Origin of the sequence: Corynebacterium sp. HMSC072G08 (genome assembly GCF_001809185.1) — a bacterium.
Taxonomy (GTDB): Bacteria; Actinomycetota; Actinomycetes; order Mycobacteriales; family Mycobacteriaceae; genus Corynebacterium; species Corynebacterium phoceense.
Genome location: NZ_KV796422.1, coordinates 101,355 through 124,434, shown reverse-complemented (window position 1 = coordinate 124,434; position 23,080 = coordinate 101,355). Strand labels below are relative to the sequence as shown.

At 64.0% G+C, this 23,080-nt stretch carries 18 protein-coding genes and 1 pseudogene; 9 read left to right on the top strand and 10 right to left on the bottom strand.

Translation table 11 applies throughout. The features are described from left to right. Positions 1 to 186: 186 nt before the first annotated feature. Together mtr and HMPREF2559_RS06195 are read right to left on the bottom strand one after the other, a co-directional pair. Complete coding sequence (mtr, locus tag HMPREF2559_RS06200; protein WP_068801864.1) at positions 187 to 1,587, bottom strand: mycothione reductase; 1,401 nt, start codon at positions 1,585 to 1,587, stop codon at positions 187 to 189. A 205-nt stretch (positions 1,588 to 1,792) separates the two neighbouring features. Next, the gene (locus tag HMPREF2559_RS06195) at positions 1,793 to 2,779 is read right to left on the bottom strand and encodes an alpha/beta hydrolase (RefSeq protein WP_066486767.1); all 987 of its coding nucleotides are present in this window, start codon (positions 2,777 to 2,779) and stop codon (positions 1,793 to 1,795) included. 348 nt (positions 2,780 to 3,127) lie between these two features. Between HMPREF2559_RS06195 and mqo the strand changes: the two genes are divergently transcribed. Continuing rightward, a complete protein-coding gene (gene mqo, locus HMPREF2559_RS06190) occupies positions 3,128 to 4,627 on the top strand; it encodes a malate dehydrogenase (quinone) (RefSeq protein ID WP_070539919.1) in 1,500 nt (499 codons plus the stop codon). A 23-nt stretch (positions 4,628 to 4,650) separates the two neighbouring features. Next, positions 4,651 to 5,391 (top strand): annotated as a pseudogene (locus HMPREF2559_RS06185) (pyridoxal-phosphate dependent enzyme); the annotation flags it as partial. Between the two features lie 14 nt (positions 5,392 to 5,405). Here the strand turns inward: HMPREF2559_RS06185 and HMPREF2559_RS06180 are convergent. The 3 genes from HMPREF2559_RS06180 to HMPREF2559_RS06170 all read right to left on the bottom strand — a co-directional run bounded on the left by HMPREF2559_RS06180 (position 5,406) and on the right by HMPREF2559_RS06170 (position 9,125). Continuing rightward, positions 5,406 to 6,692: an ATP-binding protein gene (locus HMPREF2559_RS06180; protein ID WP_070539916.1), complete on the bottom strand. Its 1,287-nt coding sequence runs from the start codon at positions 6,690 to 6,692 to the stop codon at positions 5,406 to 5,408. 241 nt (positions 6,693 to 6,933) lie between these two features. After that, the gene (locus tag HMPREF2559_RS06175) at positions 6,934 to 8,307 is read right to left on the bottom strand and encodes a protein adenylyltransferase SelO family protein (RefSeq protein WP_066512625.1); all 1,374 of its coding nucleotides are present in this window, start codon (positions 8,305 to 8,307) and stop codon (positions 6,934 to 6,936) included. A gap of 8 nt (positions 8,308 to 8,315) precedes the next feature. Further along, complete coding sequence (locus tag HMPREF2559_RS06170) at positions 8,316 to 9,125, bottom strand: PhzF family phenazine biosynthesis protein (protein ID WP_066512623.1); 810 nt, start codon at positions 9,123 to 9,125, stop codon at positions 8,316 to 8,318. Positions 9,126 to 9,161: 36 nt separating this feature from the next. Between HMPREF2559_RS06170 and HMPREF2559_RS06165 the strand changes: the two genes are divergently transcribed. Further along, positions 9,162 to 10,472 (top strand): DUF4921 family protein, encoded by a 1,311-nt coding sequence (locus tag HMPREF2559_RS06165; protein ID WP_070539913.1) that lies wholly within the window; start codon positions 9,162 to 9,164, stop codon positions 10,470 to 10,472. Positions 10,473 to 10,544: 72 nt separating this feature from the next. Here HMPREF2559_RS06165 and HMPREF2559_RS06160 read toward each other — a convergent pair whose 3' ends face one another. Then, entirely contained in the window at positions 10,545 to 11,489 is a 945-nt protein-coding gene (locus tag HMPREF2559_RS06160) for an alpha/beta hydrolase family protein (protein ID WP_083297792.1), read from the bottom strand. 62 nt (positions 11,490 to 11,551) lie between these two features. Then, on the bottom strand, positions 11,552 to 12,271 hold the full coding sequence (gene yaaA, locus HMPREF2559_RS06155; RefSeq protein ID WP_066486738.1) for a peroxide stress protein YaaA: 720 nt from the start codon (positions 12,269 to 12,271) through the stop codon (positions 11,552 to 11,554). 44 nt (positions 12,272 to 12,315) lie between these two features. Between yaaA and HMPREF2559_RS06150 the strand changes: the two genes are divergently transcribed. Both HMPREF2559_RS06150 and HMPREF2559_RS06145 read left to right on the top strand, forming a co-directional pair. After that, entirely contained in the window at positions 12,316 to 14,085 is a 1,770-nt protein-coding gene (locus HMPREF2559_RS06150) for a proline--tRNA ligase (protein ID WP_070539907.1), read from the top strand. Between the two features lie 227 nt (positions 14,086 to 14,312). After that, complete coding sequence (locus HMPREF2559_RS06145) at positions 14,313 to 14,687, top strand: DoxX family protein (RefSeq protein WP_070539904.1); 375 nt, start codon at positions 14,313 to 14,315, stop codon at positions 14,685 to 14,687. A gap of 3 nt (positions 14,688 to 14,690) precedes the next feature. On the opposite strand, the gene HMPREF2559_RS06140 is transcribed toward HMPREF2559_RS06145, so the two are convergent. The 3 genes from HMPREF2559_RS06140 to HMPREF2559_RS06130 form a co-directional block, all read right to left on the bottom strand. Further along, positions 14,691 to 15,032 carry a transglycosylase family protein gene (locus tag HMPREF2559_RS06140; RefSeq protein ID WP_066486726.1) on the bottom strand — a complete coding sequence of 114 codons (342 nt, stop codon included), beginning with the start codon at positions 15,030 to 15,032 and terminating at the stop codon, positions 14,691 to 14,693. 163 nt (positions 15,033 to 15,195) lie between these two features. Next, positions 15,196 to 17,172, bottom strand: coding sequence for an MMPL family transporter (locus HMPREF2559_RS06135; protein WP_070539901.1), 1,977 nt, complete (start codon positions 17,170 to 17,172; stop codon positions 15,196 to 15,198). Positions 17,173 to 17,190: 18 nt separating this feature from the next. Beyond that, entirely contained in the window at positions 17,191 to 17,997 is an 807-nt protein-coding gene (locus tag HMPREF2559_RS06130) for a DUF4439 domain-containing protein (protein WP_141628427.1), read from the bottom strand. Positions 17,998 to 18,050: 53 nt separating this feature from the next. Between HMPREF2559_RS06130 and rimP the strand changes: the two genes are divergently transcribed. The 4 genes from rimP (at position 18,051) to infB (ending at position 23,005) form a co-directional block, all read left to right on the top strand. Then, the gene (gene rimP, locus HMPREF2559_RS06125; protein WP_068801852.1) at positions 18,051 to 18,596 is read left to right on the top strand and encodes a ribosome maturation factor RimP; all 546 of its coding nucleotides are present in this window, start codon (positions 18,051 to 18,053) and stop codon (positions 18,594 to 18,596) included. A 3-nt stretch (positions 18,597 to 18,599) separates the two neighbouring features. Then, positions 18,600 to 19,610, top strand: coding sequence for a transcription termination factor NusA (gene nusA, locus HMPREF2559_RS06120; RefSeq protein WP_066486705.1), 1,011 nt, complete (start codon positions 18,600 to 18,602; stop codon positions 19,608 to 19,610). A gap of 191 nt (positions 19,611 to 19,801) precedes the next feature. Next, positions 19,802 to 20,074 carry a YlxR family protein gene (locus HMPREF2559_RS12420; RefSeq protein ID WP_083297791.1) on the top strand — a complete coding sequence of 91 codons (273 nt, stop codon included), beginning with the start codon at positions 19,802 to 19,804 and terminating at the stop codon, positions 20,072 to 20,074. A 150-nt stretch (positions 20,075 to 20,224) separates the two neighbouring features. After that, positions 20,225 to 23,005: a translation initiation factor IF-2 gene (gene infB / locus HMPREF2559_RS06115; protein WP_066509667.1), complete on the top strand. Its 2,781-nt coding sequence runs from the start codon at positions 20,225 to 20,227 to the stop codon at positions 23,003 to 23,005. Positions 23,006 to 23,080 lie beyond the last annotated feature (75 nt).

The following is a 23,080-nucleotide window of genomic DNA, read 5'->3' as shown; positions in this document are numbered from 1 at the left end:
CTAGCTGTTCGATTCTGAATATGCACGTCGGGCGGCGCGTTTAAGTGCCTGTTAAGCAAAAATCCACCCCATAATCCTGTCAAGTTCATGGCAGCGACGTTCTCTAAATCCCAAGGTTAGGTAACGAATGTTACTCATGTGACTAGGCAAGAGGGGGTGGGGGTGATTTATGTCACGTAACGCTAATTAGGCAAATTCGAGGCTTAAAATCGCGTTCTCGGTCACCTCGGCAAGGGCCGGATGGATCCAGTACTGGTTACGCGCGAAGTCGCGAAGATCGAGGTCATATGTCATCACAGTAATCATTTGCTGGATGAGCGTGGATGCCTGAGGGCCGAAGTAGTGCGCGCCAAGGAGTTTGCCGGTGGTGCGTTCTGCGATGAGCTTCACAATTCCGGTGTGGTCCTCCATTGCCCAGCCGTAGGCAACGTCGCCGTAGTTCTGGACCTTGACGGTGACGTCGTAGCCAGCCTCGCGAGCCTGAGCCTCGGTCATGCCTACGGTGGCGATTTGCGGGTGAGTGAAGATTGCAGACGGGACGTGCTCGTGCGGCATCGGGCGAAGGTCGTCGTGGTGCAGGAGGTTGTGCGAGATGGCACGGGTCTCAGCGTTAGCGACGTGCTTGAGCATATAAGGCGACGAGACGTCGCCCAGGGCCCACACGCCCTCGGCGGTAGTGCGTCCGTACTCGTCGACCTTGATGCGACCGTCCTCGTGCATTTCAATGCCGGCGGTGTCCACGTCCATGAGATCGCCGTTGGGGGTGCGACCGGTGGCGACGAGGATGGCGTCGGCCTCAACGGTCTCGCCGTTGTCGAGGGTGAGCTTGACGCCGTTCTCGGTTTGTTCGAGGAGAGTGCCGTTGCCGATGCGGATATCGAAGCGCTCCCGGGCGATGGCGTTGAAACGGGTGACAAGGTCTTCATCGAGGAAGCGCAAGAGCTTTTCTGAGCGGTTGACGATGGTGACCTTGGTGCCCAGGCCGTCGAAGACGTGGGCAAACTCCATCGCGATGTAGCCGCCGCCGACGATGATGAGGCTCTTTGGCTGTGTGGGCATGCGCATGACATCTTCGTTGGTGTAGAACTTCACGCCAGAGTTGCGGTAGACCGGCGGAATGGTGGGGCGAGAGCCCGCGGCGATGACGATCTGGTCGCCGGTGATGACTTCGCCGCCGACCTCGATGGTCTTCGGGCCGACGAAACGGGCGTGCTGGTCATAGACCGTGATGTTCGGGGTCTCGTCGCCGCGGCGGTAGGCTTCGCCGCCCTGCGCGATGCGGTCGATGCGGTTGGTAAAGACGCGGTCAACGATGGAGTCCCAGTCCACGCTATTGACCTGAGCATCGAGTCCGAGACGACCTGCCTCGCGTGCAGCAAGGGCGACGTCTGCGGCATAGACATACATCTTGGTGGGGATGCAGCCGACGTTGAGGCAGGTACCGCCGAACGTGCCTTCCTCGATAATGGCGATGGAGACATCGTCGTACTCCGGGGTGGGGATGGAATTTCCCGAGCCCGTACCGATGATGATGAGGTCGTAATGCGCCGACGGAGTTGCGGGGGAGCTGGTATTCGAGGTGTTCAATGTATTCTCCTTTAATATATATAGGAATAAGTTGTGTATTTTACCTAAGCCTGCTGGCCGGATTCGCGGAAGTAACTATGTGACCGCTGAACGGCAATGGAGACTGTCGCTGCTGTTACGTGGCGTGCATATTCGCGGAAACAGCCCAGACTACATCTTTATTTCTGATTGGGTTGTGCCGGATGCGGACGTCGGCGATGGATGGCTAGTGACTGGGCGTCGGCTCGGCCGGGAGATGGGTGGCGAGCCAATCATCGACCGTGCGGAAGACTTCGGGACGGATTTCGGGGCGGGAGGCGAAAGCCTCGTGGCGTGCGCCATGGATGGGACGCAGCGTGCACTCCTTGCCGAGGGTGGGTGCCCAGTGCATGGTTTGGGTGACGTCGACGACGCAGTCGACGTAGTTGATTTCCTCCGAGTAGGGCTTGCCCAGGATGGAGCGAGTCGAGCAGATAGTGAGGTAGGGAACGCCTACGTCGACGCCGCGGTGCAGCTTTGCAAAGCCACCGAAGATGGCGCGCAGCCAGCCTACGTACTTGCGGTGACCGCCCAGCGGCTTGAGGGTGAGGTCGTAGTCCCACTCGCCATACTTGCTGGCATGCATGGAATCGCCGAAGGCTGTGAGGTTACCGCCGGGGAAGGCGAGCATCGGAAAGCGTTTGCCAGCGCGGTCGATGACAGGGGAGAGCGCCTTGACCACCGGGCGGGGCACGCTCATCATGTCGAGCCAGGGACCGTTGAGGATAAGACCAGGAACCTGCTCAGGGTGTTCGGCGTCGAGCCACAGCGCGCAAATGAGCCCACCCGTGGAGTGACCCATGGGGACGACGCGGGAGTTAGGGATGGCCGCGAGAGCGGCATCAAGATCCTGGTAATAGAGCGTGAGATCCGAAATGTAGTGCCAGGTGTGGCCCTCGCGGCGCGAGCGGCCACACTTGCGGAGGTCGACGGCATAGAAAGCGTAGCCCAGCTCCTGATAATGCTGCGCGACATGAGCATCAAAGAAATAGTCCGTCATGCCGTGGACCCAAAGGAGGGCAGGGCGCTGCGAGAAATCGGGGGTGTCACGCTTGTAGGCGACGAGGGTGGCGGAGACATCGCCTTGGCCGTCAGGGTCCGGCCCCAGCGGAAGCGTTGCCTGGGTGAAGTCGGGGCCCAGCATATCCTCGGTCCAATGAAGTTCAGTGCTCATGTGGACCAGCTTATCCATAGCCGAGTGGGGCCGCTTGAGGGTACGCCGTGAGCTGGAGAGCACGAACGGGGGTAGGGAATGGTGCGCAAAATGGGCAGTACGTGCGTTCTGCTGGGCTGATATTTGTGCGAGTGGGTAAAGGCGTAAGGTTGATAAGTAATGCGTTGAGTGCTTGCGCCGCGGATGTGACTGAGGTCTTTGGTGGGCTTGGGTAGTCGCGAGGAGACTGCCTTTACATGCGTACACCGCAGGTTGATCGGAGAGCTTAGGTCCTGCACGCGGCGCGGTATGAGCGCACAGCTTTATAAGACGTGCACGATCAAGCGAAAGTCAAAGAGGTTTAACACCGTGTCCTCCGCAAAGAAGACCGCACAGGTCACTGAAGAAGTTGATGTAGCCCTCGTCGGCGGCGGCATCATGTCCGCTACCCTCGGCGCCATGCTCCGTGAGCTAGAGCCGAGCTGGACGCAGATGGTGTTCGAGCGCCTCGACGGTCCGGCTCTGGAGTCCTCCTCTCCGTGGAACAACGCCGGTACCGGCCACTCCGCGCTCTGCGAGCTCAACTACACCCCGGAGAAGAACGGCCGCATTGACGCGACCAAGGCCTTCGGCGTCAACGAGAAGTTCCAGGTTTCCCGCCAGTTCTGGGCACACCAGCTCAACAACGGCATCCTCACGGATCCCAAGGCCTTCATCAACCAGGTTCCGCACGTGTCCTTCGCTCAGGGCTCCATTCAGGTCGATTACCTGAAGCGCCGCTACGAGCTGCTCAAGGACAACCACATGTTCCCGGGCCTGGAGTTCTCCGACGATGACGCAGTCTTCCAGGAGAAGCTGCCGCTCATGTCAAAGGGCCGCGACTTCAACTCTAAGAAGGTCGCCATCTCCTGGACCGATGCCGGTACCGACGTGAACTTCGGTGCCCTGGCGAAGCAGTTCTTTACTGCTGCCAAGGCATCCGGCACCGAAATCCGCTACGGTTCCGAGGTCATCGACATCAAGCGCGATGGTGCGAACTGGAAGGTGTACGCCAAGAACGTGCACACCGGTGATTACTCCGTCATCCGTGCGAAGTTCGTCTTCGTCGGCGCAGGCGGCTACGCCCTCGACCTGCTGCGCAAGGCAGGCGTCAAGGAAGTTGCTGGCTACGCTGGCTTCCCGGTCTCTGGTCTGTGGCTGCGCGCCAAGAACTCGGAGCTCATCTCCCAGCACCAGGCCAAGGTCTACGGCAAGGCTGCTGTGGGCGCTCCGCCGATGTCCGTGCCGCACCTCGACACCCGCGTCATCGACGGCGAGAAGGGCCTGCTGTTCGGTCCGTACGGTGGTTGGTCGCCGAAGTTCCTGAAGAAGGGTTCCTACCTCGACCTGTTCAAGTCCATACGTCCGGACAACATCCCGTCCTACCTCGGCGTTGCCGCCCAGGAGTTCGGCCTTACCAAGTACCTGGTTTCCGAGGTCCTCAAGGACTTCGAGCAGCGCGTTGAGACCCTTAAGGAGTACGTCCCGTCTGCAGACTCGGCTGACTGGGAGACCGTCATCGCTGGCCAGCGCGTCCAGGTCATCAAGCCGGCCGCTGCACCGCGCTTCGGTTCCCTCGAGTTCGGCACGACGCTCATCAACAACCCGGAGGGCAACATCGCCGGCCTGCTCGGCGCTTCCCCGGGAGCTTCCATCGCCCCGGCCGTCATGGTCGAACTCATCGAGCGTTGCTTCGGTGAGCACATGATCCAGTGGGGCCCGAAGCTGCAGGAGATGATCCCGTCCTACGGTGAGACGCTCGCCAAGAACGTCAAGCTTTACGACGAGATGTGGGAGTACACCCAGAAGACCCTCAAGCTCGAGCAGTAAATCCTCGCGCTGGATACACGGCCCTTTTCGCTTCGGCGAGGGGGCCGTTGGTCATTTTTCTTCACCCCGCCTGGTCCCGCGAGTCGCGTCCGCAGATGCTTGAGCGCACCGGCGCGCTTCCCGATGCCGTCGTGGCCTGCGCCGGAGGCGGCTCCAACGCCATTGGCACCTTCGCCGAGTACCTGCTCGGCATGGAGGACGGCGAGCAGTATGCAGGCAACGACAATGTCCGCCTCATCGGTGTCGAGCCGGCAGGCGAGGGCCTTGACACGGACAAGCACGGCGCGCCGCTCAACAAGGGTGTGGTGGGCATCCTGCACGGATCTTGCTCGTATGCGTTGCTCAAGGACGGCGAGATCCTGCATCCGCATTCGGTGTCTGCGGGCCTGGACTACCCGGGTATCGGCCCGGAACACTCCTACCTCAAGGACACCGGCCGCGCGGCGTACCCGGCCGTCACGGACGCGGAGGCCCTCGATGCCTTCCGCATGTTCTCACGCTACGAGGGCATCATCCCGGCGCTCGAGTCCTCGCACGCGCTGGCGTATACTCTCAAGCTCGCCCAGCAGTGCGAGGAGACCGGCGAGGAGATGAACATCTTGGTCGCTCTCTCCGGTCGCGGCGATAAGGACGTGGACTACGTCCGCCGTATCCAAGGCGACTTGGCAGCCGAAGACCCGGCCACTCATCCGGTAGTCAATCTCAACATCGAGGGCGTGCTCGCGGAGATGACTGCCGAGTCCAACGCGCGCGAGGGACTCTAAACCGCGGCCGAGCTTTAACCCTCGGTCGGGGAGTGGGCCTCTCCGGTTTCCCAGAGAGCATTGATCGGCACGGCCCAGATATTGTCGCCGAACGGCAGTGTTTTTGTGCCCGTGTAGAGCACAATTCCTGCGATAAATGCGTCACCTACCTTGTCCCTCACCGAACGAAGGTTGCGTACATGCTGGGCACGAACGGTGGTGGTCGTCTTCACTTCGATGGCGACGATCTGGTGGCGGCGGTTTTCCAGGATGAGGTCGACCTCTTCGCCATCGCGATGTCGGTAGTGCATGATATTGAATTTCACCGAAGACCAGGCGCGTTGTTTCGCTAATTCGGTGGCAACGAAATTCTCAACGAGGCCGCCGGTGAGCTGCCCCGCGATGTCGTATTCAAGGCTTTCCACGTCCGTGCCGGTCAGGATGCTCGCGATCGCGGTGTCGTTAAACATCACCTTCTTTCGCCCCGCCACGCGTGACGAGAGGTTGCGTCCCCAGGGATCCAGTTCGTCGATGAGATAGACATCGCGAAGCGTGTCTAAGTACGCGGGGATGCTGCGTGCCGGAACGCCGAGACTGCGACCGGCTTTGGCTGCGACAAACTCCATGGCTGGTTCCGCGGCGAGCAGTCGCAACAATCGCCCCAAACGGTCGGGGTGCTGAACTCGGCGGACCAGGCGTGCATCAAGGTTGGTCACCCTCTCGACATAGGCGTCGAGCCAGGCCTCAGCCAGGGCGGCGGGTGCATTGTGGATCTCCGGGAAGCTGCTCTGCACGACGGTAGTGAGATAGTCACGACGGCTGAGTTCCGGGAGGTCGAGCTGTGGCGACGGATTCTCCGGCAGCTTCCATGCCCATGCTGCAAAATCGTCAGTGATACCGCGTAGCTCGCCTTGGCTGAGTCCGCGCATGGGGATGGTGATGGCTCGTCCTGCGAGGCTTTCCTCGGTCCCGGACAGGCTAAAGAAGTTGGACGACCCAGTCACGACGAAGCGTCCCGGCCGACGGTCAGCGTCGACGGCCGCCTTGATGGCGAGAAAGAGCTTCGGAACGCGTTGGATCTCGTCGATGACGAGGGGCCGGTCGCTGAACTGGCGAATGAATCCGTCAGGATCAGCATCTGCGGCCTCGCGGTACGCCTCAACGTCGAGATTGGCGACGACTGCATCGGTATCTCGTACGAGCTCTTGGGCGAGGGTGCTCTTGCCCGTCTGACGTCCGCCCGAGATAACAGTCACGGGGCTAAAAGCGAGGATTTCCTTCGCCCGGGGCATGATATTGCGTTGGATGACGTAACCGCTCATGAGCTCGTATTTTAGTGCAAAATGCGATTCAAAGTGATAGTCTTCGCCGTTTTGCGACTATTCCTTCGCCGATTCGCGGTACCGCTTTCGCCGTTTTGCGACTATTCCTTCGCCGATTCGCGTAGTTGTTCTCGCCGATTCGCGGTAATAGAGGAAGAAAATCTTATGAGATACGGGGTATCGTCGTGTAGGCGTCGCCGGAGGTTCGGGGACGATACGTGCGTCTTCTGCTGGAGCCCGTTTAGGTTCCGCAGTAGGTGCGGTACATCTCCAGCTGTGCGGGGGCGCTGGGCGCCTCGAACTCGTCGTTCGGCGTGAATGGATGCGTGACGGCATCGAGCAATCGGAGAAACTGGCTCATGTCGGTAGGCGCGTCGCGCAGCGCGGCTTCGACGGCGAGGTTGCGGGGAATAACAACCGGGACGCGTGGTCCGGTCTCCGAGGGCGCGGCGGGGGCTGCCGCGGCGTAGCGCTGCTGCCATTCTGCCAAGGCTCCGGCCGGAACATCGCGGCCGTAGCGGAGTGCGGCGAGAGTCTGCGTGAGGTCGTGACCGGGGAGCGCGGCGAGGAGATCCGTGGTGAACTCGCGGGAGGTCTCCGGTTTGAGACCGAGCGCCTGGGCGAGTTGAGCGTGGTGTTCGGTCTCGAAGGCGTTGTAGAAACCGTTGATGGTCTCCTGCGCGAAGGAGACGGCCTCGTTGGGATCGGCGTCGAAGAGCGGCAGCATGGACTCGGCGAGGCGCGCGAGGTTCCATCCGAGGATGCCGGGCTGGTGGCCGAAGCGGTAGCGGCCCTGCGTGTCGATGGAGGAGTACACCGTGTCGTGATCGAAGGTTTCGACGAAGGCGCAAGGGCCGAAGTCGATGGTCTCGCCGGTAAGCGTCGTGTTATCCGTGTTCATGACGCCGTGGAGGAAGCCGAGGCGCTGCCACGCGGCGACGGTACGGATTTGGGATGCCATGACTGATTCGTAGAGTCCCGTGTAGTCGCCTGCGGCAAGGTCGGGATAGTGGCGCTCGATAGCAACGTTGGCGAGGGCGCGCAGCGTGTCTTCACCGACCATCTGCGCGTAGTGGACCGTGCCCACACGGATATGGCTGGCGGCGACGCGCACGATGACGCCGGCGGGCTCGACCATCTGGCGTTGAATCTTGCGACCGGTGGAGAGTACCGCCAGCGGTCGGGTGGTAGGCACGCCAAGTGCGTGAAGCGCCGAGGAGACGAGGTATTCGCGCAGCATGGAACGCAGCGTGCCGCGGCCGTCCGAGCCCGGACGAGAAAACGGCGTGCGACCGGTGCCTTTGGCGTGGAGATCCCAACGGGCGCCGTCGCCGTCGACGACCTCGCCGAGAAGCAGTGCGCGGCCATCGCCCATGCGGGGATTGAACTGGCCGAATTGGTAGCCCGCGTACGCCATGGCGTAGGACTCTTCGCCGTGGCCGAGGAGAAACTCGATGCCCTCGGGCGAACGCAGCCACTCCGCGTCGAAGCCGAGCTCGGTGGCGAGTTCCTCGTTGAGCAGCACGAGACGGGCGTCGGGATGGCTTTCGCCGCGCGCGGCCGCGACGAGGTCCGGAAGTGCTCTGGCGTAGCTGTGCTCGATGGAGGGGTGCATGGTGCTCCTTAGGATTCCAGCGTGCCGCGCACGCGGATGGCGACTGCGCCGCCGACCCAGATATCGGTGCCGTCGTCATGGATGTGGACGCGGCCGGCGCGACCGAGCTGCGAGCCTTGCGCCGCGACATAGGTATTGGGCACGAGGCCGCGGCCGCGGAGGAACTGCGCGGCGCCGCCGTTGAACGAGCCGGTGACGGGGTCTTCGAATGCGGACGTGAATGCGCGAACCTCATAGGCGGTCTCGCTTCCGGGAGCTTCGAGGCCCACGACGCCGACCTTGACCCCGGGGATGGGGGACGGCTGCAGGGCGCGGACGGAGGCTGCATCGGCAAGCTGGATGAGCCGCCAGCCGGGGCCGTTGTCGACCCAGCCGGAATCGACGACGTCGGCGGGAGTGATGTTAAGGAAGCGGCACGTCTCCTCGAGCTCTTCGGGGCTCAGAGCGCCTTCGCGGCGCAGAGGCGGGGTGGCGAAGGAATAGACGCCGCCCTCCTCGCGCAGGTGGACCAAGCCCACGCCGCATTCCTGGACAAGGGCGCGGCGTGTGCCGGTGAGTTCGCTGAAGACGCGGGCGGTGCCTAGCGTGGGGTGGCCGGCGAAGTCGAACTCCTCTGTGGGAGTGAAAATGCGCACGCGGTAGTCAGCCTCTGGATGGTGGGGCTCGAGCAAGAAGGTGGTCTCTGAAAAATTCGTCCAGTTGGCGATTTTCTGCATCTGCGCGGTGGTGAGCGAATCTGCGCCCGTGATGACGCCCAGGGGGTTACCGCTGAAAGGTGCAGTGGCGAAAACGTCGACCTCAAAATACTCGTGCTGCATGGGACACCAGTGTAGAGGCGCGATAGTCTAAACGGTATGACCCAGTCCCTCTACAGCCGCCCCGAGCCCATTCTGCGCATGGCGGACGGCACCGTCAAACAACTCAATCCCTTCTCCGGCACCGAGGTATGGACCGTGCCGGGCCGTGGAAACCGGCCTTTCTCGACGCCTGCGTCTGCCGTACACGATATTGACGCGCAGGCGCACGTGGCAACGTGTGCGTTTTGTGCGGAGCGCCGGCTGGAGACGCCGCCGGAGAAATCCCGCATTCTGGCTACTGGGGAGATTCTGCGCGGTGCGTCGGCGGGGGCGCTCGATGCGACGGAGCCGCTGTTCCGGCGCGTGCCGAACCTTTTTGAGATTGTCTCCTTCGACTACTGGGAGCAGAACTACGGCTACCAGCTCGACGCGGCGACACAGGCGCGCATGGATGCCTATCTCGCAGATCCGGCGGGGCGCGAGCATGTTCTTCGCACGGTGCGGACGAAGCGCGCGGCCTCCGGACAGCCGGACGCGGACGACGAGGCGTTGCTGGCGCAGTCGCACTGTTTCTTTGGCGGCGGACACGACGTCATCGTGGGACGCAATCACTATGTGCCGGGTGCGACGACGGATGACCGGCTGGCGTCTTCGGGCACGCTTACGCCGGAAGAACACCGGTTGTTCGTGCAGTTTACGGCCGATAGTATGCGCGACCTGTATGAGCACAATCGGTATGCGTCGTATGTCGTTGCGTTCCAGAACTGGTTGGCGCCGGCGGGTGCGTCCTTTGACCACCTGCACAAGCAGCTCGTGGCCATCGATGACCGCGGCATGGCGGCAGGCCATGAGCTCGAGATTCTGCGTGCGCATCCCAACATGTACAACGAGTGGGCCGTGGACTACGCGATGCAGCACAACCTCATCATCGCTGAGAACGACCACGCCGTGCTCTTTGCCGGTTTTGGCCACCGCTATCCGACGCTGGAGATCTACTCCAAGTCCGCGACGTGTGAGCCGTGGCTGCAGTCGAGCGAGGAACGCGACGCGATGAGCGACCTCATCCATGCCGCGCACGTGGCTGTGGGGCCGCAGGTCGCGTGTAACGAGGAGTGGCACCACCGTCCGCCGTCCACCGCGACGCCGGCGCCGTGGCGCGTGATGATCAAGCTGCGCGTGTCCACGCTCGCGGGCTTTGAGGGCGGCACGAAGATTTACATCAATACGATTTCCCCGTGGAATCTGCGGGACCGGATTGTGGATCCGCTCTATAAGGCGCGCGATGAGGGACGCGTGGCGCGGTCTATTCGCATTGCAACGGAATGCGAGCCGCGGCGCAACAGTCTGCGGTACAACCCGCTGCTGTAGCTCGGCATATCTTCGTTGCGCTGTGCGGCCCTCGTTGGTGCGCGGGATGAGTTTAGGTTTAAGGAAGGTGCGTTATCGGCGCAGGTTGCGTGCAAAGAAGTCAGCGACGGCGCGGCCGTAGGAGGTGTCGCCGACGTACTCGGTGAGACCTTCTTCGTTGGCGGGGACGATGAAGTGTTCCTTGCCTTCGACGGCGAAGACTTCAGGGTCCTTGCCCGCGGCGCGGGCGGCGGCGATGAGTTCCTTGGAGTGGCGCGAGGGGACTTGGACGTCGCCTTCGGCGTAGGCGAGCATGAGCTTGGTGTCCGTGTGCTGGACGGCGTGCAGGGCGCTGGCGGTGGTGTACTCGCCGTAGCGCTCGCCGAGTTCTTCGGTGATTCCTTCTTCCACGGCGGTGCGCTGGCTCTCGGTGAGGCCGTAGGCAATCGCGGTATCAGCGAAAATGGAAGGAAAATCGGTATACGAACTCGTGGCGACCACGGCGGCGGGCATGGTGTCCGCGTCGAGATAGTCGAGGCTCGCGAGGGTGACGAAGCCGCCCATGGACGTGCCCCACACACCCAGCGGAAGATCCGGGTGCTCGGAGCGGAGGTAGGTGAGCCCCGCCTTGAGATCCCGGATTTCGCCGAGGCCGCCCTCCTCGTGGTCGCCCTCGGAGCCGGCGATGCCGCGCATCTCCAGCAGCAGCGCGGTGTAGCCCTGGTCCTGGAGAAACTCGCCGAACTCGTGGAGGTGCGTCACACTTGGGCCTTGGAGGCCGGAAAGGATGACAACGCCGCCCTTCGGGTCGGTGTCCGGTGCGAGCTCCCAGGCGTCGAGACCGAGCCCGTCTTCGGTAGTGATGCGGGTGTGGGCGGCCTTCAGCGCAGGGGAAGTGTAGACGTCAATGTCGTGCTGCGGGGCGAAGAGAAAGTGCAGGATGATCCGCGCGGAGAAGTACCCCGCGAGAAGCGCGATGACTACGAGCACCGCGAGGATCGAACTGAGCCACACCAGAGATTTCTTACGCCGTGTCATACCATTAATTTTATTCACTGGATGGTGAAAGCACAGCGCAATGGGGTAAATGGTGACGAGTTTTAGATGACGAGGACGAGCTCGTTTCGACGGGTTTCGGTGGTGAGTCCTGCGGCCTGGGCAAGGGCGGCGACGTCGTCGATGGAGTAGGCCTCCGAGGGTGCGGTCGCGAGCACGCGGGCGAGCTGGCCCTTGTAGTGCTTATTGAAGTGGGAGACTACCTTGCGGGAGCCGTCCTCCTGCACGGACTCGACGCGGGCGGTCACAGCGCCTTGGAGCCGGCCGAGCTGCTGGTACGTGCCGGAGCGCAGGTCGACCACGAGTTCCTCGTCCTGGACCCGTGTGAGCGCGTCCGTGATGAACGAGCCCCAGCGCGACTTCATGGTGCGGCCCTCGAGTTTCGTGCCGCCGGATAGCCGGTAGTGGGGAATGAGATCGCCTGCGCGGACGAGTCCGAAGAGGGCGGAGCCGACGGCGAGGCGGGAGCGGGCGGCATCGGAAAGCGAGGGAGCGTCCAAAGCGTCGTAGAGGACGCCGGTGTAGCGCTCAAGGGCGGGCATGGTGGGGGAGGTAAAGAGCTCCGTGTTGGCGACGGCCTCCCCACGCAGCTTCTGCGAAATCTTGAGGATGCTGAGCGCCTCGTCGGGGTCCAGGGAGCTTAAGACTTCCGCGATTTCGCGGCGCGCCGGGTTAAGTTCCGGGAAGGACAAAGAGTCCAGGTCAAGCGGGGCGCCGGTGCCTCCGGGCGCCTTGGTTTCAGAAGGTGGGAGGACGATGAGCATGCCACTAGCGTAGCGCCCGGCCCAGCGGGGTAAAGTTGGGAACCATGATTACACGCCTTTCTACGCTCTTCCTGCGCACTCTGCGCGAGGATCCGGCCGACGCCGAAGTCACCAGCCACAAGCTCTTGGTCCGCGCGGGGTACGTGCGCCGTGCCGCGCCTGGTGTGTACACCTGGCTGCCGCTGGGTCTGCGCACGCTGCGCAAGATTGAGGATGTTGTCCGCCAGGAGATGAATGCCATCGGCGGCCAGGAAATGCTCTTCCCGGCGCTGCTGCCGCGCGAGCCCTACGAGCTCACGGACCGCTGGACCGAGTACGGGGATAACCTCTTCCGTCTCCAGGACCGCAAGGGCGCAGACATGTTGCTGGGCCCGACGCACGAGGAAATGTTCGCCTTTGCCGTCAAGGACATGTACTCCTCGTACAAGGACTTCCCGGTCACTCTGTACCAGATTCAGACCAAGTACCGCGACGAGGAGCGTCCGCGTGCGGGCATTCTGCGTGGCCGCGAGTTCGTGATGAAGGATTCCTATTCCTTCGACATGACGGATGAGGGCTTGGACGAGTCCTACATGCGTCACCGTCAGGCGTACCAAAACATCTTTAACCGCTTGAAGATCGATTACGCCATCTGCAAGGCGACCTCGGGTGCCATGGGTGGCTCTGCGTCGGAGGAGTTCCTGGCCGTCTCGCCTGCGGGCGAGGATACCTTCGTGCGCGCGACTGATGGCGACTACGCGGCGAACGTCGAGGCCGTTGTCACCCCGGTTCCGGCGGAGGCCCCCATCGAAGGCCAGCCGGAGGTGACCGAGTACACGACCCCGGATGCAGAGACCATCGACACCCTCGTGGACTGGGCGAATGGCGAGGGCATCGAGATCGACGGTCGCGCCGTAACGGGCGCAGACACGCTCAAGTGCATGGTCATCAAGACTGCCGCGCCGGCGGCATCGGAAGAAGAGAAGGAATGGGAGCTCGCTGCGGTTCTCATCCCGGGCGATCGCGCGCTGGACGAGAAGCGCCTCGAGGCGTCGCTGGAGCCGGTCGAGTTTGAGCTGGCGTCGGATGCCGACTTTAAGAAATACCCGTTCCTGGTCAAGGGCTACGTGGGGCCGCGTGCCCTTAATGCCAATGGCGTCAAGGTTTACGCTGACCCGCGCGTGGTCAACGGCTCCTCCTGGATCACGGGCGCGGATGCGAAGAACCGCCACGTGGTGGGGTGCGTGGCTGGCCGTGACTTCACTGTCGACGAGTTCATCGAGGCAGCGGAGATCAAGGAAGGCGACCCGGCTCCGGAGGGCCAGGGCACGCTGACGCTGGAGCGCGGCATCGAGCTGGGCCACATCTTCCAGCTGGGCCGCAAGTACACGAAGGCCTTTGACGTCCAGATCCTCGACGAGAACGGCAAGCGCGCCGTCCCGACCATGGGTTCCTACGGCATCGGCGTCTCCCGCATGATGGCTGTTCTCGCCGAGCAGCGCTCGGACGAGAAGGGCCTCAACTGGCCTATCGATGTGGCGCCGTACCAGGTCCACGTGGTCGTTGCGAACAAGGATCAGGCGGCTCTCGAGGCGGGCGACAAGCTCGTGGCTGACCTGGATGCTTCCGGTATCGAGGTCCTCTTCGACGACCGACCGAAGGTCTCCCCGGGTGTGAAGTTCAAGGACGCCGAGCTGCTGGGCATGCCGTTCATCGCGATCCTGGGCCGCTCCTTCAAGGATGGCATTATTGAGCTGCGTATCCGCGGAGGCGAGACCCTCGAGGTCCCGGCTGCGGAGATTGTGGAGAAGCTCACCTCGCTCGTGCGTGGTTAAGGGTTAACTTCTGAGGCGAGGCGCCCCATCGACGTGTGTCGGTGGGGCGTTCGTGATTGTGGAGGGACAGAAGGGATCTTGTGAGGCTCCCTTTTGTTCGACTGTGTAACGACTATGTAAAAGGAAACCAGAGGAAGTAAACCGAGCGGGTCTGGGAGATGTGTGGTTTACCTTTGGTGGTTTCCTTGTGCGTGCGTCACCACGGTTGGTGGGGCTAGGCTCGAGGTATGAACATCGATTGGAATGAAGCCCGCGCGTTGACGTTCGGTTCGGTCATGCTCACCATGGGCACCCTCCACTTCGTAAAGAAGGAGGAGTTTGAGTCCATCGTGCCGCCGCAGTTGCCGGGCACGGCGCGGTTGTACAACTACGCCTCGGGCGTGTGGGAGTTGGGGACGGGTGCCGCAGTAATCAATAAGAAAACCCGCCCTGTGGGCGGGTGGTCAGCGCTCGGGTTGCTCGCGGCCGTGTGGCCGGCGAACTTCTATCACGCCGCGCGCGATTTGAAGACCGGCGCGGGGTGGGGGAAGAAGGCCTATCACGTGCTGCGCCTTCCGGCGCAGCTGCTCATAATGCGTGCGGCCTATCGGCTCACGCGCTAGCGGCTAGTAGGTCAGCGGGCCGCCGCAGTTGGGCCAGGCGCCAGCGCCCTGGCCAGCGAGGACGCGCTCGGCGATGTCGATCTGCTGGGCCTTGGTGGCCTGGTCTGCGGTGGGCGCGTACTGCTGACCGCCGTAGCCGGCCCACGTGTCGTAGCTGAACTGGACGCCGCCGTAGTAGCCATTGCCCGTGTTGATATTCCAGTTGCCGCCGGACTCGCACGCGGCGACCTGGTCCCAGGCCGCGGTGGAGGCGGCGTGAGCGGCGGGGGCGCCGACGGCGGTAAGCGCTGTGGTAAGCGCTGTGGCGGCACCGAAGGTTGCGAGAGTCTTCGTCATAGAACGCATGGAGTTAGTGCTCCTTTGCATGGTTGAGGTCAGATTCTTGAAAGCAGCGGGAGGAGGGCCTGCCGCGTCCATGCCGACCCAATGTAGGAGTCCATGCGATTGTGTGCAATGAAATTCAACGCATAATTACCTGTCCTCCGCTCAGCGGAAGGACAGGCTTCTATCAGGAGCGCTGCGCAGCGGGGGATCCGGCAGATTTAAGGGAAACCGTTTCCGAGTCGGATTTTCCGGCCGGGTGGGCAGGCCACCAGAATTTCTCGCCGAGGAGCTGGACGAGGGCGGGCACGAGGACGGTACGCACGATAAGAGTGTCGAGGAGGACACCGATGAAGACCGTGATGCCCAGCTGCGCGAGGACGACGAGGGGGAGGACGCCGAGTGCGGCGAAGACGGCGGCCAGCAGGATGCCGGCTGAGGTGATGACGCCGCCGGTGGCCGAGAGCGCGGTGAGCACGCCGCGGCGGGTGCCAACACTGCGGGCGTCCTCGCGGGCACGGGTGATGAGGAAGATCGTGTAGTCGATGCCGAGGGCGACGAGGAAGACGAACGCGAAAAGCGGCGTCGTGGAGGCGAAGCGGTCGAAGCCGAAGATGTAGTAGCTTACCCACCAGCCCAGGCCCAGGGCGGCGACATTGGTGAGTAAGACGGAGGCGACCATGATGAGCGGCGCGAGCAGGGAGCGCAGCATGAGGATGAGCGCGCCACATGCAAGAGCGAGGACGAGCGGGAAGATGGTGCGGCGATCGTCGGCTGCGGCGGATTCTTCGTCCGCGAGCTGAGCGTCGGAGCCGCCCACGTAGGTCTCGCCCGGCAGCTGCCCGCGTAGTTCAGAGAAATGGGCGGAAGACTGGAAGAGCGTCCAGCCGTTGCCGGCGCCGGTCTCTTGAGCGTCGGGGAGGGCCTCCTTCACCGCGTCCGCGTCGCGGGTGGCGATAATGGTCGGAGTGGCGGATTGCTCGGGGAATTTCTCTTCGAGCTCGGTGCCAGCGGAGATGGATTCCGGGGTGTCGAGGAACTGGTCGGATTGGGTCAGCCCCGTGGAAATGTGGGCGTAGCCGGAAGCGCACACGGCGAGCAGGAGAAGGGAGACGGCCGTGACGAGCTTGGGGCGTGCGCCCACAAGGCCGCCCACGCGGTCCCAGAGCTTGTGGTTCGGCTCGGTGCCGACTTCGGGGCGGCGGGGCCAGAAGATCCAGCGACCGAAGGTCACGAGCACGCCGGGCAGGACGAACAGGGCGAAGAGCCACGCGATGATGATGCCCGTGGCGGACGCGAGGCCCAGGCCACGGGTGTTGGGGACGGAGGAGAGCAGCAGACAGAGCACGCCGAGGATCACGGTCGTCGCCGAGGCGGTGACAGCCTTGAGCGTGGGCAGCCAGGCGGCGGCCATGGCGGCGAAGCGGTCCTCGTGGCGCGTGAGCTCATCGCGGTAGCGAGAGATGAGCAGCAACGCGTAGTTCGTGCCCGCGCCGAAGACGAGGACGGAGAGGATGCCGGAGGTCGACTCGTTCCAGGCGAGGCCGGTGGCGTCGAGGACGTAGGTATAGATGGTTGCGGCGACTCGGTCAGCGATGCCGATGACGAGCAGCGGCAGGATCCACAGGATGGGGGAGCGATACGTCGCGATGAGCAGGAGCGCCACGATGGCCGCGGTGACGCCAAGGAGCAGGAAGTTGGCGCCTTCGAAGACGCTGGCGAGGTCAGCGCGGATCGCGGCCGGGCCGGTGACCTGGACGGTCACGCCCTCCGGTGCGCCGTCGGTGAGGCGCGCGCGTAGGTCTTCGACCTCGGTGGCGTTCTGCGAGGAGCTCGTGGACTCCACGTTGTAGGGCACGATGGCACCGTCGCCGGCCTCATTCGGAATGACGGGGCCCAAGTCACCGGCGAGTTTCTGCAACTCGTCCATGTGTGTGCGCACGTCACCGCTGAAGAAGACGATGGCCGCCTGAGATCCGCCGGCGCCCGAGGCCTCCTGAACCTCGGCCTGGATGTTGGCGACGCGGGTGGACTCCGCGTCGCTCGGCAGGGAATGAGTACCCGCGTTGGGCTGCTCCACACCTCCCAGCGACATCGCCCCGATACCGAGGATGAGTAAGAGGAGAGCGAGCCAGCGTGCGGACTTCTGGCGTGAAGCGGTCATAACCGCCCACTCTACCCGCTAGACGGTGCGCGCCCAGGCGGCGGTCCCCACGAGCCAGCGCAGCCACGCGGTCGCATCCGTCGCCTCGGTGGTCGCGGCAGCTGTGGCTTCGTCCCGGCCCGCGATTGTCGCCGCCTGCGTCCAGCGTTCCTGCGTGCGTGCGTTTAACTGCGTGACGTAGTCTGCGGAGCTCGCCGTGTCTGTGGGCAGCGGCAGGTCCGTCGCAGTGTAGGCCGCGGCCTGCGCCGGGGCCTCGGCCTTGGCGTCTGCCAGCAGGCCCCGCAGCCATGCGGCGATCTGCTCGTGGTCAGCGATGAGGCTGCCGATGCGCCCCTCCTGATCGCCCGCCGCAAATGCCTTCGCCGTGTCCAGTCCCCAGATGGTCTCGTATTCCCACGCGAGGAGATCCTTTGCCTGGTCGATTTCGGCTGGGGTAAGCATAAGGTCCGGCTCGGCGAGCTGCGGCGCGGCGCTGGCGGCATCGTCAATAGCGTGGGAGACGATGAGCGCGCGGGATTCGACGGGGACGGCGGCGGTGAGCGGATCGATGGGCTCGGCGTGCTTCGTGGAGTACTCCGCCATGGCGGCGTCGCGGTCGACCTGGCAGGAGCCAGGGGAGGTGCCGTCCTCGGCGAACCCGCAGGTGCGGGCGACCTCGGCCCAGAGGGCATCGGCATGCTCTGCGTTGCCCTGGGACTGCGCTTGCGCGGCGAGTTCGATAAGGGTCGGGTCCGGCCGCGGGCCGAAGTAGTCGACGATAGGCGCGCACCCGGCGGTGAGCAGGGCGGCGGGCAAGACGGCGGCAATGAGCATTCGGCGTAACACGCAGTCAACCTTAGCGCGCGTGCGAGGCGTGGGAAGCAGCTAGGGTAGAACGCATGGCTTTTCCCACTCCACAGATTTTGACCGAGCGGCTTACCCCGCTGTTGGCTGCGCGCGGGCTCGACCTTGAGCACGTCAAGGCAACTCCGGCTGGAAAGAAGTCCCAGGTGGTTATCCGCGTCGATGGCGACGAACGCCCGAGCTCGGATCTGCTGGGGGAGGTCTCCGATGAGATCTCCACGTTTTTCGACGACCTAGAGGCGCGCGGCGAGCTCAATTTCGGCGCAGGCTACACGCTGGAGGTTTCCACGCCGGGCGTGGATCTGCCGCTCACCGCGCCGCGCCATTTCCGTCGCAACTGTGGCCGTGTCATTTCGCTGGAGGGGAGGACCGTGGGCCGGCTGGGAGCGCTGTCTCCTGACGAGTCCTCGGTGATCCTCGTCGCGCGCGCGAAGAAAGAGCTGCGCGTGAGCGTCGCACGATTGGAAAATCTGGCCGGCGCGGTGGTAGAAATTGAATTCGCACGCGCACCCGAAGACGAGCTTCGAGTGACTGAGCAATCGTTTGAACAAGCAGCCGAGCAGGCTGACCGAGAGGACTAATAAGTGAATATCGACATCGCGGCATTGCGCACCATCCAGACGCAGCAGGGCATCCCCGTGGGTGATCTGCTGCAGACCATCGCATCCGCTTTGCTCTTCTCCTACCGCGAATACCGCGCGACGGAGCCGGACGAGAACGTCAAGGCCCGCGTGGACATCGACGGAGACACCGGCGCCGTGGCCGTCATCGTCACCGAGACCGACCCGGAGACCGGCGAGGTCGTCACCGAATATGACGACACCCCAGCCAACTTCGGCCGCGTGGGCGCCCACGCCGTGCGCGACGCCATCCTGCGCCGCATGCGTGAGGCTGAGGCCGACCGCACCTTTGATTCCTACACGCCGCTCACCGGTCGCGTGGTCTCCGGCATCGTGCAGCGCGACGCGCGCGCCAACGAGCGCGGTATCGTCGTGGTCCAGCTCGGCACCGAAGCCGACGCCCAGGACGGTATCCTCCTGCCCGCCGAGCAGATCCCGGGCGAGACCTTGAAGCACGGTGACCGCGTCAAGGCGTATGTCGTCGACGTGCATAAGAACGGCGCTGCCGTGCAGGTGAGTCTCTCGCGCACCCACCCGGAGCTCGTCCGCGGCCTCTTCGAGCTGGAGATCCCGGAGGTTGGCGACGGCTCCGTGGAGGTCATCTCCATTGCCCGCGAGGCTGGCCACCGCACGAAGATCGCCGTGCAGGGCAAGGCCAAGGGCCTTAATGCCAAGGGCGCCTGCATTGGCCCCAAGGGGGCGCGCGTCAACAACATCATGCGTGAGCTCCACGGCGAGAAGATCGACATCATTGACTTCAACGAGGACCCGGCCGTCTACGTGGGCAATGCGCTTGCACCGTCTAAGGTCGTGCGCGTCGACGTCCTCGATCCGGAGGCGCAGATCGCCCGCGTCACCGTGCCGGATTACCAGCTTTCGCTCGCCATCGGCAAGGAGGGCCAGAACGCTCGTCTCGCCGCGCGTCTTACCGGCTGGAAGATCGACATCCACTCGGACGCGGAGTCTGCAGAGTAAATTGTGGTGTCGCGCCGCGTAATTTTGGTGTCGCGCCGCCACGCTTGAGTGGCGGCGCGTTTACCCTAAGTTCAAATTCTGCGTCATGTCGCGTAGACTAGGGAACGGCCCTCATGCGCCGGTGGACACCGGTGGTAATCCCGCGCGCCCTGAATCGGGGCGTGCACGAGCACGAAGGAGTTGACCTCGCTATGACGTCACCCCGTGTGCGTACGTGCATTGCCACTCGCGACCGCCGCCCCGATACCGAGCTGCTCCGCGTGGTCCTCGACCCCGCAGATCCAACTCGCGTCGTGGCCGATCCGCACCGCCGCCTTCCCGGACGGGGAGCGTGGCTCACGCCGGATGTGGGCGCATATGAGCTAGCAGAGAGCCGCCGAGCTTTCGGTCGCGCGCTGCGCACGTCTACCCACGTGGACACAGGTCAAGTACGTTCGTACCTGGAGTCGGTCGCGGCGCCCTAACGTGGTGCCGGACCCAGATTGCATAAAGGAAGACCCCACACTGATGAGCGCACAACGATGAAGCATCAGCGATGAAAGTCGTCAACAACAACTCTTGACGGTGGCCGCCACTTTCGCGGCCATCCTCAAGTAACAACCAAGAGGAGACAAGTGGCCGGAAAGCTACGCGTTCACGAGCTCGCGAAAGAGCTCGGAGTAACCAGCAAGGAACTGCTCGCGACCCTGAAGGACCAGGGCGAGTTCGTTAAAACCGCATCGTCCACCATCGAACCGCCGGTGGTGAAGAAGATGCGTGCCTTCTACGAGCCGCAGGGCGCCAAGGATGACGCCCAGCAGCCCGCGAAGGGTGGCGCGCCCAAGTCGGGTGCTGCCAAGCCGGGACAGTCTGCTGCCCCGAAGCCGGGCGCTGGCAACCCCAAGCCGGGCCAGCAGGCCCCGTCTGCGCAGGCGAAGCCGGGCAAGCCCGCGGAGAAGTCGGGACCGAAGCCGGGCGCACCCAAGCCGGGTGCAGAGAAGTCTAACGCCGCTAAGCCGGGCCAGCCCGCGTCGAAACCGGCGCAGGGCGCCCCGAAGCCGGGTCAGTCCGCTGCCCCGAAGCCGGGCGCACCGACCCCGCGTTCTATGCCGAAGCCGGGCGGCACGCGTCGTGTGGCGAATAACCCGTTCTCCACGGGTTCGAGCGACCGTCCGGGCCCGCGTCCGGGTGGCTCCAAGGGCCCGCGCGCAGGTAAGGGCGGCGAAGGTCGTGGCCACGGTGGCCAGGGCGGCCAGAACCGTGGCGGTCAGAACCGCGGCCAGCAGGGCGGCCAGGGTCGTCCGGGTGGCCAGCAGGGCGGCGGTCGTCGTCCGAGCCCGGCCATGATGCCGGCGCACCCGAATCCGGCTACGATGCCGTCCAAGTCCTCCAACGCCGGTGGCGGCGGACGCGGCCGCGGCGGTTCCCGTCCGGGCCAGCACGCTGCTGGTGGCGGCGGATTCCGTGGTGGCGGCGGTCGCGGCGGTCGTCGCGGCGGCACCGCGGGTGCATTCGGACGCCCGGGTGGCGCTCCGCGTCGCGGCAAGAAGTCGAAGCGTCAGAAGCGCCATGAGTACGAAGAGCAGCAGAAGCACGAGGTTGGCGGCGTCCGCCTGCCCGACGGCGGCGGCAAGGTCGTTCGCCTGCGTCGCGGCGCGTCGCTCGCTGACTTCGCTGAGAAGATCGGTGCCGATCCGGCAGCGCTCGTCCAGGCTCTGTTCAACCTCGGCGAGATGGTGACCGCAACGGCGTCCGTCTCCGAGGACACGCTGCAGCTGCTCGGCTCTGAGATCAACTACGAGGTGCAGGTCGTCTCGCCGGAGGACGAGGACCGCGAGCTCCTCGAGTCCTTCGACCTCCAGTTTGGCGAGGACGAAGGCGGCGAGGAAGCCCAGGAGAAGCGTCCCCCAGTCGTCACGGTCATGGGCCACGTCGACCACGGTAAGACCCGCTTGCTCGACACCATCCGTAAGACGCACGAGCGCGAGGGTGAGGCCGGCGGCATCACCCAGGGCATCGGCGCCTACCAGACCACGGTGGAGCTCGAAGATGGCCCGCGCACGATTACGTTCCTGGATACCCCGGGTCACGAGGCGTTTACCGCCATGCGTGCGCGTGGTGCCCAGTCCACGGACTTGGCGATCCTCGTTGTCGCTGCCGATGACGGCGTTATGCCGCAGACGGTGGAGGCCATCAACCACGCGAAGGCTGCGGACATCCCGGTCGTCGTTGCGGTGAACAAGGTCGATAAGCCCGAGGCACAGCCGGACAAGATTCGTGGCCAGCTCACCGAGTACGGCCTCATCCCGGAGGAGTACGGCGGCGACACCATGTTCGTCGACATCTCTGCGAAGGCCGGCACGAACATCGAGGACCTGCTCGAGGCTGTCATCCTTACGGCGGACGCGGCGCTCGAGCTCACGGCGAACCCGAACATGGACGCCCAGGGCGTTGCTATCGAGTCCCACCTCGACCGTGGCCGTGGCCCGGTCGCGACGGTCATCGTTCAGCGCGGTACGCTGCGCGTCGGTGATTCCATCGTCGTGGGTGACGCACATGGCCGTGTGCGCCGCATGCTCGACGAGTTCGGCAACGACGTGGACGAGGCGGGTCCGTCGCGCCCGGTCCAGGTCCAGGGTCTCAACGGCGTGCCGGGTGCGGGCGACAACCTGCTCGTGGTCGAGGACGACCGTGTCGCGCGTCAGATTGCCGCGCAGCGTGATGCCCGCAAGCGTTCCGCTCTGCAGGCGAAGTCCCGCAAGCGCGTCTCTCTCGAAGACCTGGATGCCGTGCTCAAGGAGACCTCCACGCTCAACCTCATTCTCAAGGGCGACAACGCCGGTTCGGTAGAAGCCCTCGAGGACGCGTTGCTCGACCTGGAGATCGACGACGAGGTCCAGCTCAACATCATCGACCGCGGTGTCGGTGCTGTCACGCAGACCAACGTCTCGCTCGCGGCTGCCTCGGACGCCATCATCATCGCGTTCAACGTGCGTGCTGAGGGTAAGGCAACGGAGGAGGCCAACGCCGAAGGCGTGGACATCCGTTACTACACCATCATCTACCGCGCCATCGAAGAGATTGAGCAGGCTCTCAAGGGCATGCTCAAGCCCATCTACGAAGAGCGCGACACTGGTGCGGCCGAGATCCGCGCGCTGTTCAAGTCCTCTGCGGTGGGTACCATCGCCGGCCTTATGGTCACCGAGGGCAAGATCAAGCGCAACGGCAAGGTGCGCTTGGTCCGCGATGGCAACGTCATTTCCTCCGACGCGAAGATCGAGTCTCTGCGTCACGAGAAGGACGATGTCACCGAGATGAACGCCGGTTACGAGTGCGGTGCTGTCCTGTCTTACCCGGATATCCAGGTGGGCGACATCCTGCAGGCCTACGAAGAGGTCGAGGTTCCGCGCGACTAGTCGCGTGAGTTCTATACCGGAATAATTCGACGCTGAGCCCGCGTTTCCTGAATTGAGGAAACGCGGGCTTTCGCG